General features: G+C 71.7%; 8 protein-coding genes. 3 read left to right on the forward strand and 5 right to left on the reverse strand.

The window, feature by feature from the left end; genetic code table 11:
* Positions 1-46: 46 nt before the first annotated feature.
* Positions 47-814 (forward strand): DUF2127 domain-containing protein, encoded by a 768-nt coding sequence (locus N8I86_RS26185; protein WP_073889674.1) that lies wholly within the window; start codon positions 47-49, stop codon positions 812-814.
* A gap of 37 nt (positions 815-851) precedes the next feature.
* Here N8I86_RS26185 and N8I86_RS26190 read toward each other — a convergent pair whose 3' ends face one another.
* On the reverse strand, positions 852-1,763 hold the full coding sequence (locus tag N8I86_RS26190) for an NAD-dependent epimerase/dehydratase family protein (RefSeq protein WP_263278844.1): 912 nt from the start codon (positions 1,761-1,763) through the stop codon (positions 852-854).
* 45 nt (positions 1,764-1,808) lie between these two features.
* Between N8I86_RS26190 and N8I86_RS26195 the strand changes: the two genes are divergently transcribed.
* Positions 1,809-2,330, forward strand: a complete 522-nt coding sequence (locus N8I86_RS26195; protein WP_185091235.1) for an Lrp/AsnC family transcriptional regulator — start codon at positions 1,809-1,811, stop codon at positions 2,328-2,330.
* Between the two features lie 170 nt (positions 2,331-2,500).
* The gene (locus N8I86_RS26200; RefSeq protein WP_263280155.1) at positions 2,501-4,732 is read left to right on the forward strand and encodes a HelD family protein; all 2,232 of its coding nucleotides are present in this window, start codon (positions 2,501-2,503) and stop codon (positions 4,730-4,732) included.
* 130 nt (positions 4,733-4,862) lie between these two features.
* Here the strand turns inward: N8I86_RS26200 and glgB are convergent, their stop codons facing one another.
* From glgB to N8I86_RS26220, 4 genes are all read right to left on the reverse strand, one after another.
* Entirely contained in the window at positions 4,863-7,244 is a 2,382-nt protein-coding gene (gene glgB, locus N8I86_RS26205; protein ID WP_388938002.1) for a 1,4-alpha-glucan branching enzyme, read from the reverse strand.
* An 85-nt stretch (positions 7,245-7,329) separates the two neighbouring features.
* The gene (locus tag N8I86_RS26210; RefSeq protein ID WP_123436618.1) at positions 7,330-8,724 is read right to left on the reverse strand and encodes a maltokinase N-terminal cap-like domain-containing protein; all 1,395 of its coding nucleotides are present in this window, start codon (positions 8,722-8,724) and stop codon (positions 7,330-7,332) included.
* A gap of 93 nt (positions 8,725-8,817) precedes the next feature.
* Positions 8,818-10,518 (reverse strand): maltose alpha-D-glucosyltransferase, encoded by a 1,701-nt coding sequence (gene treS, locus N8I86_RS26215; protein ID WP_263278846.1) that lies wholly within the window; start codon positions 10,516-10,518, stop codon positions 8,818-8,820.
* Entirely contained in the window at positions 10,515-12,644 is a 2,130-nt protein-coding gene (locus tag N8I86_RS26220; RefSeq protein ID WP_263278847.1) for an alpha-1,4-glucan--maltose-1-phosphate maltosyltransferase, read from the reverse strand. The genes treS and N8I86_RS26220 overlap by 4 nt, the downstream gene beginning before the upstream one ends.
* Positions 12,645-12,748: the final 104 nt, after the last annotated feature.

Below are 12,748 nucleotides of genomic sequence, written 5' to 3' on the forward strand. Positions count from 1 at the left end.
CGGCACGTTCGCGCGTGGCGTCCGTACAGGTGTGGAGGCACGGGGGATGAAGATCGACTGGGACCGGCGGACCTGCTCGCGCAAGGGGCATGTGACCTACGCGCCGGACGACCCCCGGCTGCGGGTGCGATTGCACGCGACGACCGCGCTCGGCGACGTCTGGCGCTGCCTGCGCTGCGGCGACTTCGTGCTCGGCGAGCCGCACGGCTCGGGACCGGCCGCCGACGCCCCGCTGGTGCCGCGCGGCAAGGTGCTGCGCGACCTGTTCATCCTGCGCTTCCTGGCCGTCGAGCGGGCCGTGCGCGGGGTGTTCATCGTGCTCGTCGCGGTCGCGGTCTGGAAGTTCAGCAACAGCCAGGACGCGGTGCGGCGGCTGTTCAACGAGTACCTGGACGTGCTGCGCCCGGTGTTCCGGCACTTCCACTACGACCTCGACCACTCGCCGGTCGTCGGCTCCATCCAGAAGGCCTTCGGCTACCGGCACTCCACGCTGCTGCTGGTGGCCGCCCTGCTGCTGGCCTACGCGCTGGTCGAACTGGTCGAGGCGGTCGGCCTGTGGTACGCCAAACGCTGGGCCGAGTACCTCACGGTGGTCGCGACGGCCGCCTTCCTCCCGCTGGAGATCTACGAACTCACCGAGCACATCAGCTGGCTGAAGATCGCCACGCTGGTCCTCAACATCCTCGCCGTCCTCTACATCGCCCTGGCCAAGCGCCTGTTCGGACTGCGCGGCGGACGCCGGAAGTTCGACGAGGAGCGGCACAGCGCCTCGCTGCTTGAGGTGGAGGAGTCGGCGGGCGTCATGCCCGCGTGACCGCGGTGCCCTCGGCCCGCCGGCCGTCCCCGCCCCGTCAGCCGGTACCGCCCAGCGTCTCGGCGACCGCCCGCGGCAGCCACCGCCGTACGTCCCCGAAGGCGAAACCGAGCCGCACGGCCCGCGTGTTGTCCATGCCGTAGTGGCGGCGGAAGGCGAACGGGGACACCTCGGCCGCGTCGGTCGTCTCGAAGCGCGGCTCGCCCCCGCCGGCCCGGACGGCCACCTCCGCGGCCAGCTCCTCGACCGTGAGCTCGCCGTGCGAGGCCGCGTTGACCGGGCCCGTGAAGTCCTCGCCCGCCGTCCAGAACAGGAAGTCGGCGATCTCCTCGACGTGGATGTACGTGGCCGGGTGCGCCACGGGCGGGACGGCGATGGGGGCGCCGCTGCGGATCCGGTCGGCGTAGTGGGCGAGACGTCCGGTGAAGTCGTCGGCACCGCCCAGCACATGGGCCACCCGCACCGAGGCGTACGGCAGGTCCGGGCCGGCCGCGAACACCGCCTCCGCCTGCCGCTTGCCCTCGCCGTAGTTCCAGTCCAGGAACTCCGGGTCGTCCCACGGCAGCCCGGTGTCCACGGCGACCGTCAGCGGGTCCACCGCGCTCTCCCGCACCGGCGCCGCGGAGTGCTGGTGCTCGTACACCTCCACCGTGGAGGTCAGCACATAGCGCCGGGCGCGGCCGGTGAAGACGCGCCGGGCGAGCTCCGCCTGGCGCGGGGTGTAGCAGACCTGGTCGAGGACGACGTCGAAGGTCCGGTCGCCCAGCGCCCGGGTGAGCGCCCCCTCGTCGCCTCGGTCGGCGGTCAGCGCGACCGCGCCCGCCGGCGCCGGCGACGAACCCCGGTTGAGGACGGTGACCCGGTCACCGGCCGCCAGCAGGCGGGCGATCAGCCGCTTGCCGAAATAGCGGTTGCCGCCGATGACCAGTACCTCTCGTGCCTTTGTCATGGTCATAATTCTCCGGGCCGGACACGGCGCTCTGAAGGGGGAGACATGGGAGAAACGGCCGCCGCACCGAAAGAACCGCGGCGCCTTCGGGTCGTCGCCCGCGAAACACCGGTGGCCTTCGACGGCGTGGACCGGGACATCCTGCGGCTGCTGCAGACCGACGGGCGGATCAAGCTCAGCGAACTGGGCCGGCGGGTCAGCCTCAGCCCCGCGGCCGTGGCCGAGCGGGTGCGCCGGCTGGAGGAGGCGGGGGTGGTCGAGGGGTACGGCGCCCAGGTGGTGCCCGCCCGGCTCGGCTACGGCATCCAGGCCTTCGTACGCGTCGACCCGCACGGCGGGTACACCCTCGGGCACCCGAGGACCCGGGAGCTGATCGAGCGGCCGGAGATCACCGAGGTGCACCACGTGGTCGGCGAGGACTGCTGGATCCTCAAGGTCGCCGTCACCGACACCGTGCACCTGGAGGAGATCCTGGAGCGGACCTCCGCCCTGGGCCGGACGACGACCTCGATCGTGCTGTCGTCCCCCGTGCGCCGGAAGCCGCTGCTGCCGCCGGACGCCCCCTGAACCCGCGCGTCACCCACCAAAAAATCCCCCGGCAATTGCGCTCGGGGGATTTCTGTGCGTATATTCAGTGGTTCGCGACTTCATTTAAGAACAGTCGCGGAGAAGTTCACTGAGCAGAGTATATCCGGGCGGGAGCGGAATTGTCAAACACCGAATTTCCGGACGATGAATTGCGGCACGAGCAGGAATTCATCGACGGACTGTACGCGCGCGTGGACGGCCTGCGCGGTGAGACCGAGACGTCGGTCGCGGACGCCCTCGCCCAGGGCGACAAGCCCATGCAGGCCCGGCTGGAGCGGGACATCCTGGTCGCCGAGCGGTCCGGGCTGCTCGCCGCGCTGAACGCCGTGGACGGTTCGCTCTGCTTCGGCCGGATCGACCTGACCGACGGCACCGAGCACCACATCGGCCGGATCGGACTGCGCCGGGACGACGCCGAGCGCACCCCGGTCCTCATCGACTGGCGGGCCGACGTCGCCCGCCCCTTCTACCTGGCCACCGGACACACGCCGATGGGCCTGCGCCGGCGCCGGCACATCGCCACCGAGGGCCGGACCGTCACCTCCCTGCACGACGAGATCCTCGACCTCGGCGACGCCACGCGCACCGGGTACGAGGACCCCACCGGGGACGCCGTCCTGCTGTCCGCGCTCAACTCGGCCCGCACCGGCCGGATGGGCGACATCGTGCGGACGATCCAGGCCGAGCAGGACCGGATCATCCGGGCGCCGCACCGCGGTGTGCTCGTCGTGGAGGGCGGCCCCGGCACCGGCAAGACCGCGGTGGCCCTGCACCGGGCCGCCTACCTGCTGTACGAGCACCGGGAACTGCTCGCCCGCCGGGCCGTGCTCATCGTCGGCCCGAACCCGGCCTTCCTCGGGTACATCGGGGAGGTGCTGCCCTCCCTCGGCGAGACCGGGGTGCTGCTGGCCACCGTCGGCGAACTGTTCCCCGGGGTGCGGGCCACCGCCGCCGACACCCCCGAGGCGGCCGCGGTGAAGGGCCGCGCCGCCATGGCCGACGTGCTGGCAGCCGTCGTACGCGACCGGCAGGCCCTGCCCGACCCGGTCGTCGCGATCGAGCACGACCGCGAGGTGCTGATGCTCGACGACGGCCTGGTGGGCGTCGCGAGGGAACGCACCCGCGCGGCCGGGCTGCCGCACAACGCGGCCCGCGAGCACTTCGAGGGCCACATCCTCAACGCGCTCACCGAGCTGTACGCCGAGCGCGTGGGCACCGACCCGTACGACGGCAGCAGCCTGCTCGACGCCTCCGACATCACGCAGATCCGCGACGAACTCGCCGAGAACCCCGACGTCCGGTCCGCCATCGACCGGTTGTGGCCCCGGCTCACCCCGCGGCGGCTGCTCGCCGACTTCCTCGCCGAGCCGGACGGCCACCTGTCCCCGGAGGACGCCGACGCGGTGCGCCGCCCGGTGACCCGCGCCTGGACCGTCGCCGACGTGCCGCTCCTGGACGAGGCGGCGGAACTCCTCGGCGAGGACGAGCGGACGGCCCGGGCCCGCGCGGAACGCGAGCGGGAGACCCAGGTGGCCTACGCGCAGGGCGTGCTGGACGTCTCCTACGCCTCCCGCACCTTCGAGTTCGACGACAAGGAGGACAGCGACCCGGAGTCCTCGGAGGTGCTGTCCGCGCACGACATCATCGACGCCGAGCGGTTCGCCGAACGGCACGAGGAGGCGGACCACCGCAGCGCCGCCGAGCGCGCCGCCGCCGACCGCACCTGGGCGTTCGGGCACATCATCGTGGACGAGGCGCAGGAGCTGTCCCCGATGGCCTGGCGGCTGCTCATGCGGCGCAGCCCGACCCGTTCGATGACCCTGGTCGGCGATCCCGCCCAGACCGCGGAGGCGGCCGGCGTCGGCTCCTGGTCCGGCATCCTCGCCCCCTACGTCGAGGACCGCTGGGAGCACACCCGTCTCGCCGTCAACTACCGCACCCCGGCCGAGATCATGGACCTGGCAGCGTCCGTCGTCCGCGCCGAGCAGCCGGACTTCGCACCGCCGAGCTCGGTCCGCTCCACCGGGTCGCGGCCCTGGGTGCGCCACGCGGCCGGGGACCTGCCCGGCGCGGTCGCCGGGGCGGTGGCCGAACTCACGCCCGCCGAGGGCCGCCTGGCGGTGATCGCCCCGCGGGAACTGCACCGCTCGCTGGCCGCCCGCCTCGACGGCGTCACCGCCGGCGCCGAGCCCGACCTGACGCACACGGTCGTCCTCCTCGACCCGCGCCAGGCCAAGGGCCTGGAGTTCGACTCGGTACTGGTCGTGGAGCCGGGCGCCTACGGCACCAGCGACCTGTACGTGGCCTTGACCCGCGCGACCCAGCGGCTGGGGATCCTGCACACCGGGACGCTGCCGCCGGGCCTGGCCGCGGCCGCCTGACGGCGGAGGCACGACTGGGGCACGCCCGAGGCACGCCTGAGGCACGGCGGAGGGCCTGGAGCAGCCGCTCCAGGCCCCCGGTCTCACCCGCCCCGTCGTGCCGTCCCGGTGGGCACGGCAAGGCCGCCGGTCACCACGCCGGCCGCAGCCACACCGTCGACAGGGGCGGCAGGGTCAGGCGGACGCTCGCCGGGCGGCCGTGCCAGGGCTGCGGCTCGGGCTTGACGGCGTCCGGGGTGGTGACGTCGCTCCCGCCGTACGCGCCCGAGTCGGTGTTCAGCACCTCCTGCCAGGCCGGCACGTCCTCGGGCACGCCGAGGCGGTAGTCGTGCCGGATCACCGGGGCCAGATGGGAGACGGCGAGGAGTGGGGCGCCGTCGGCGTCCAGGCGCAGGAACGCGAACACGTTGTCGTCCGCCGCGTCCCCCGTGATCCACTCGAAGCCCGCCGGGTCGGTGTCCCGCTGCCACAGCGCCGGAGTCGTCCGGTACACCGCGTTCAGGTCGCGTACGAGATCCCGCACCCCGCGGTGGTCCGCCTCGGCGCCGTAGGACGGGTCGAGCAGCCACCAGTCGGGGCCGTGCGCCTCGGACCACTCGGCGCCCTGGGCGAACTCCTGCCCCATGAAGAGGAGTTGTTTGCCGGGGTGCGCCCACATGTAGCCGAGGTAGGCACGGTGGCCCGCCCGCTGCTGCCACCAGTCGCCCGGCATCTTCGACACCAGGGACCGCTTGCCGTGCACGACCTCGTCGTGGGAGATCGGCAGGACGTAGTTCTCGCTGTACGCGTACACCATCGAGAACGTCATCTCGTGATGGTGGTACTTGCGGTGCACGGGGTCGTGGCTCATGTACTCCAGCGAGTCGTGCATCCAGCCCATGTTCCACTTCAGGCCGAAACCGAGCCCGCCGAAGCCGCTCGGGCCCTTGTGGTGGGTGGGCCGGGTGACCCCGTCCCAGGCGGTGGACTCCTCGGCGACGGTCACCACGCCCGGGCAGCGCCGGTACACCGTGGCGTTCATCTCCTGGAGGAAGGCCACCGCGTCCAGGTTCTCCCGGCCCCCGTGCTCGTTCGGGGTCCACTGGCCGGGCTCGCGCGAGTAGTCGAGGTAGAGCATCGAGGCGACCGCGTCCACGCGCAGCCCGTCGATGTGGAACTCCTCGCACCAGTACACGGCGTTGGCGACCAGGAAGTTGCGCACCTCACGGCGGCCGAAGTCGAACTCCAGCGTGCCCCAGTCGGGATGGGCGGCCCGCAGCGGATCGTGGTGCTCGTAGAGCGGACGCCCGTCGAACTCCGCCAGCGCCCAGGCGTCGCGCGGGAAGTGGGCCGGCACCCAGTCCATCAGCACGCCGATGCCCGCCTGGTGCAGCCGGTCCACCAGGTACTTGAAGTCGTCCGGGGTGCCGAGGCGGGCCGTCGGCGCGTAGAAGCCGGTGACCTGGTAGCCCCAGGAGCCGCCGAAGGGGTGCTCGGCGACCGGCATCAGCTCCACGTGGGTGAAGCCCATCTCCGTCACGTACGCGGGGAGTTGGTCGGCGAGCTGGCGGTAGGTGAGGCCCGGCCGCCAGGACGGCAGGTGGACCTCGTACACCGAGAACGGGGCCTCGGTCACCGGGGTGTCCGCGCGCCGGTCCATCCACTCCGCGTCGCCCCACTCGTGGTGCGAGGCGTGCACGATCGAGGACGTGGCGGGCGGCACCTCGGTGCGGCGGGCCAGCGGGTCGGCGCGCAGGGTGCGCGAGCCGTCCGGGCGGGTGATCTCGAACTTGTACAGCTCGCCCTCACCGACGCCCGGAACGAACAGCTCCCAGATCCCGGTGGAACCGAGCGAGCGCATCGGGTGGCCGGTGCCGTCCCAGAAGTTGAAGCCGCCCGTGACCCGGACGCCCCGCGCGTTGGGCGCCCACACCGCGAACCGGGTGCCCGTCACCCCCTGGTGGGTGGTGACGTGCGCGCCGAGCGCCTGCCACAGCTGCTCGTGCCGGCCCTCGCCGAGCAGGTGCAGGTCCAGCTCGCCCAGCGTGGGCAGGAAGCGGTAGGCGTCCTCGGTCTCGTCGACCGTGCCGTCGTACGTCACGAGCAGCCGGTACGCCGGGACCTCGCTCAGCGGGACGAGCCCGGAGAAGAACCCGTCGCCGTCGTCGTGCAGGTGCGCCCGCAGCTCGCCGGAGACCACCGTGACGGCCTGCGCGTACGGGCGGAAGACCCGGAAGGCGACCCCGCCCGGCACCGGATGGGCACCGAGGACCGTGTGCGGGTCGTGGTGGGTGCCGTGCAGCAGCCGCTCGCGGTCACCGGCGTCCACCGCGGGGGACACGGCGACCTCCGGAGCGGGTGCCGCCGGCTGCGGGGGCACCCGCGGGGCCCGCGTCCCGGGAGTCTCCGGAACCTCCGGCCGCGGAGCCTCCGTCCGAGGAGCTTCTGTCCGCGGAGCCTCTGTCTGCGGAGCCTCTGTCTGCGGGACCTCCGCCCGCGGGGCCTTCGCCTGCGCGGTCTTCTGCTGCGGCACCTTCTTGTCCGACTTGCTCTTGGCGGACTTGTTCTTCGAGGGGACTGGTTTCTTGGACGTCACGAGCGAGTCTCCCGGGCGAGGATCAGATCGGTTCGGACGTGGCGAGGCGGCGGACCGCCGACAGCGGCACGGGCAGCCAGTCGGGGCGGTGCCGGGCCTCGTAGACGACCTCGTAGACCGCCTTGTCGGTCTCGTAGGCCCGCAGCAGCACCGGATCGGTGCGCGGGTCGCGGCCGGCCACCTCCGCGTAGCCGGAGCAGTACGCGGCCCGGCAGGCGTGCGCCCAGTCCGGGGCGGCCGGGGTCGCCGAGTGGGCGGCGTAGTCGAAGGAGCGGAGCATCCCCGCGATGTCCCGCACCGGGGGCTGCGCCATGCGCCGTTCGGCCAGCGGCCGGGCCGGCTCGCCCTCGAAGTCGATCAGCGACCACTCACCTGACGGAGAGCGCAGGCACTGCCCGAGGTGCAGGTCGCCGTGGACCCGCTGGGCCGTCCAGGTACGTCCCTCGGCGGCCAGATCGGCCAGCGCGGTGTACGCCGACCGCAGCCCCCGCTCGAACGGCCGCAGCGCCGGCACCGCCTGCACGGCCGCCTCCAGCCGCTCGGTCATGCCGTCGGCCAGCGGCTGGAGCTGGGCGTGGCCGAGGGTGACCGTCGGCAGGGCGCGGGCCAGCGCGGTGTGCACCTCCGCCGTGGCCCGGCCCAGCGACCGTGCCTCGGCGAGGAAGTCCTCGCCCTTGGCCAGTTCGCGCAGCGCCAGTTCCCAGCCGTCGGTGGCGCCGCTGACGTAGGGCTGGAGCACCGCCAGGACGTACGGTCCGTCGGGTTCGCCGTCCGCCTCGGCGTGGAGCCAGGCCGTCGGCGCGGGCACCCGCGGGCAGCCCTCACGGGCCAGGGCGAGGGGCAGCTCCAGATCGGGGTTCACGCCGGGAACGACCCGGCGCAACAGCTTGAGGATGAACGTATCTCCGTAGACGACAGAGGAGTTGGACTGCTCGGCCGTCATCAGGCGGGCCACGAGGCCCTCGCGTATCTCCTGGTGCGGGTCCCGCTCGAAACGCAGGCCGCCGATACGGGCGCGGGTGCGCAGGGCCTCCATGAGGACCTCGGCGGGCCGGGGGTCGTAGAGGGCTTCGTACACCGTGCGCCCGGCCAGCGGTCCTTCCTCCACGTGGCCGATCAGCGCGGGCGCCAGCCGGGGCGGCAGCGCCTCGCGCACGCCTATGAGGAGCTGGTAGCAGTCGCCGGGGTGCGCCGGGGCGCCCAGTGCGGGCGGCTGGTGGACGCGGAGCAGCAGGTGGTACAGGCCCAGTCGGCCGTCGGGGCGCAGCAGTTCGGTGACGGCCACCGGGGTGAACCCGGTGACGGGGCGCCCCTTGCCCGCGAACCAGCGCTGCCGGGGCAGCCAGGTGCGCAGCAAGGGGTCGAGCGAGGCGAGCAGCGTGCCGGTGGTGCCGGAGGGAGTGACCGTTTCCGCCATGGGCGTCGCGTCCTTTCCCCGGATCGTCGGGGGTTTACTTCTGCGTGCCCCGGGTGGGGCGGTGGAAACCGACCACCGCCCCACCCGGCCGGACTACGCCGCCTCCCGGCGCAGCCGGAACCAGTAGAAGCCGTGCCCCGCGAGGGTGAGCAGGTACGGCAGTTCACCGATCGCCGGGAAGCGCACACCGCCGAACAGCTCGACGGGGTGCCGTCCCTCGAACCGGCTGAGGTCCAGCTCCGTGGGTTGCGCGAAGCGGGAGAAGTTGTGGACGCAGAGCACGAGATCGTCCTCGAACTCCCGCAGGAAGGCGAGCACCGCCGGGTTCGACGACGGCAGCTCGGTATAGGACCCCAGTCCGAAGGCAGGATTCTGCTTACGGATCTCGATCATGCGGCGCGTCCAGTGGAGCAGGCTGGACGGGGAGGACATGGAGGCTTCGACGTTGGTGACCTGGTAGCCGTAGACGGGGTCCATGATGGTGGGCAGGAACAGGCGTCCGGGGTCGCTGGAGGAGAAGCCGGCGTTGCGGTCGGGTGTCCACTGCATGGGGGTGCGGACGGCGTCGCGGTCGCCGAGCCAGATGTTGTCGCCCATGCCGATCTCGTCGCCGTAGTAGAGGATCGGCGAGCCGGGCAGGGACAGCAGCAGGGCGGTGAACAGCTCGATCTGGTTGCGGTCGTTGTCGAGCAGCGGGGCGAGGCGGCGGCGGATGCCGATGTTGGCGCGCATCCGCGGGTCCTTGGCGTACTCGGCCCACATGTAGTCGCGTTCCTCGTCGGTGACCATTTCGAGGGTGAGCTCGTCGTGGTTGCGCAGGAAGATGCCCCACTGGCAGCCGGCCGGGATGGCCGGGGTCTTGGCCAGGATCTCCGAGACGGGGTAGCGGGACTCGCGGCGGACGGCCATGAAGATGCGCGGCATGACGGGGAAGTGGAACGCCATGTGGCATTCGTCACCGCCGGAGGCGTAGTCGCCGAAGTAGTCGACGACGTCCTCCGGCCACTGGTTGGCCTCGGCCAGCAGCACGGTGTCGGGGTACTGCGCGTCGATCTCCTTGCGCACCCGCCTCAGGAACTCGTGGGTGGCGGGCAGGTTCTCGCAGTTGGTGCCCTCCTGCTGGTACAGGTACGGCACCGCGTCCAGCCGGAACCCGTCGATCCCGAGATCCAGCCAGAACTTCAGCGCGGAGATCATCTCCTCCTGCACGGCCGGGTTCTCGTAGTTCAGGTCCGGCTGGTGCGAGAAGAACCGGTGCCAGTAGTACTGCTTGCGTACCGGGTCGTACGTCCAGTTGGAGGCCTCGGTGTCGACGAAGATGATCCGGGCGTCCTGGTACTGCTTGTCGTCGTCCGCCCAGACGTAGTAGTCCCCGTACGGACCGTCCGGATCGCGCCTGGACTCCTGGAACCACGGGTGCTGGTCGCTGGTGTGGTTCATGACGAAGTCGATGATGACGCGCATGCCGCGCTGGTGGGCGGCGTCCACGAACTCCACGAAGTCGGCGAGGTCGCCGAACTCGGGGAGCACCGCGGTGTAGTCGGAGACGTCGTATCCTCCGTCGCGCAGCGGCGACTTGAAGAACGGCGGCAGCCACAGGCAGTCCACGCCGAGCCATTGCAGGTAGTCGAGTTTGGCGGTCAGGCCCTTCAGGTCGCCGACACCGTCGCCGTTGCTGTCCTGGAAGGACCGGACGAGGACCTCGTAGAAGACGGCTCGCTTGAACCAGTCCGGGTCGCGGTCCTTCGCCGGAGTGTCCTCGAATGTGTCCGGAACGGGCTCATTGACGATCATATTGTGGGTGACCCTCCGATCTGCGGGTTGGACGGTCGCAGGACGGTGAAGACATGCGCGGGCCTATGACCCGGTTCGAGGCGCACATAGTTGGCCCTGCCCCAGTAGTAGGTCTCGCCGGTGAGCTCGTCGCGCACCGGCACCGACTCGTGCCAGTCCAGGCCGAGTTGCGGCATGTCCAACGAGACCGTGGCCTCCTGGGTGTGATGCGGGTCGAGATTGACGACCATCAGAAGCGTGTTCGATCCGCTCCGTTTGGAGTAGGCGATCACCGCGTCCTGGTCGGCGTGGTGGAAGTGGATGTCGCGCAGCTGCCGCAGGGCCGGACTGCGCCGACGGATGTCGTTGAGCCGGGTGATGAGCGGGGCGATGGTCCGGCCCTCGCGTGCGGCGGCCTCCCAGTCGCGCGGTTTCAGCTGGTACTTCTCCGAGTCGAGGTACTCCTCACTGCCCGGCCGCAGCGGGGTGTTCTCGCACAGTTCGTAGCCGCTGTAGACACCCCAGGTGGGGGAGAGGGTGGCGGCGAGGACGGCGCGGGCCTCGAAGGCGGGCCGGCCGCCGTGCTGGAGGTGGGCGTGCAGGATGTCCGGGGTGTTCGGGAAGAAGTTGGGGCGCATGTAGGCCGCCGCCTCGCCGGACAGCTCCGTCAGGTACTCCGTCAGCTCCTGCTTGTCGTTGCGCCAGGTGAAGTACGTGTACGACTGCTGGAACCCGACCTGCGCGAGGGTGTGCATCATCGCGGGCCGGGTGAACGCCTCGGCCAGGAAGATCACGTCCGGGTCCCGGCCGTTGATCTCGCCGATGACCCGTTCCCAGAACACGACCGGCTTGGTGTGCGGGTTGTCCACCCGGAAGATCCGCACCCCGTGGTCCATCCAGTGCCGCAGGACCCTCACGGTCTCGGTGACGAGCCCGTCCATGTCCGCGTCGAAGGCGATCGGGTAGATGTCCTGGTACTTCTTCGGCGGGTTCTCGGCGTAGGCGATGGTGCCGTCCGGACGGTGGTGGAACCACTCCGGATGCTTCTCCACCCAGGGGTGGTCGGGGGAGCACTGCAGGGCGAAGTCCAGCGCGATCTCCAGGTTCAGCTTCCGCGCCTCGGCGACGAAGAAGTCGAAGTCCTCGATCGTGCCGAGGTCCGGGTGGACGGCGTCGTGCCCGCCCTCGGGAGAACCGATGGCCCAGGGCACGCCCACGTCGTCCGGGCCGGCGTTCAGCGTGTTGTTGCGGCCCTTGCGGAAGGTCGTGCCGATCGGGTGGATCGGCGGCAGGTAGACGACGTCGAAGCCCATGTCGGCGATCGCCGCCAGCCGTCGGGCCGCGGTGCGGAACGTGCCGTGCGGCCGCTCCGCCGTACCCTCCGAACGCGGGAAGAACTCGTACCACGAACCGAACAGCGCCCGCTCCCGCTCCACCAGCAGCGGCATCGCGTCCGACTCGGTGACCAGCTCCCGCAGGGGATACCGGGTCAGGACCTCCACGACCTCGGGGGCGAGCGCCGCCGCGAGGCGCCAGGCGGCCGGCCGGTTCTTGTCGCGCAGGGCCGTCACCGTCTCCAGCACGGCCGGCCGTCGGTCCTCCGGCACCCCGGCGGCCGCACGCTCGTGCAGCCGGGCGCCCTCCTCCAGGACCAGGTCGGTGTCGATGCCCGCCGGGATCTTGATCCGGGCGTGGTGCCGCCAGGTGGCCAGCGGGTCCGACCAGGCCTCGACGGTGTAGGTCCAGCGGCCGGGGCCGTCCGGCGTGACGGTGGCGCCCCAGCGGTCGGTGCCCGGCGCCAGTTCCCGCATCGGCGTCCAGGGCCCGGGCCGGCCCGCCGGGTCGCGCAGCACCACGTTGGCCGCGACGGCGTCGTGCCCCTCCCGGAACACGGTGGCCGAGACCTCGAACGACTCGCCGGTCACCGCCTTCGCGGGCCTGCGCCCGTGCTGGACCACGGGGCGTACGTCGAGGACGGGAATGCGGCCCACCGCGGTGGACGGATCGGGGGAGGACCGCTCCCCGGAGGCGGCCGGAGCGGGCACACCGGCGGCGGGCTCGGCCGCCTTCCCGCCCGGTGGCCTCTTTCCTGCTGCCTTGGCCTTGCTGCTTGTCGGAGGTGCTGACGAGTGGTGCGTGGCGGGCATGACCGCTCCTGTCCGCGTCAACGTCGGTGTGGCGGATGGCTGTGGGGAGGTGGGTCCTGCGGTGGTGCTGGGTGACGCCTGTGGGGTGTGTACCGGAGGAGCCT

Source organism: Streptomyces albidicamelliae, assembly GCF_025642175.1.
GTDB lineage: Bacteria > Actinomycetota > Actinomycetes > Streptomycetales > Streptomycetaceae > Streptomyces > Streptomyces albidocamelliae.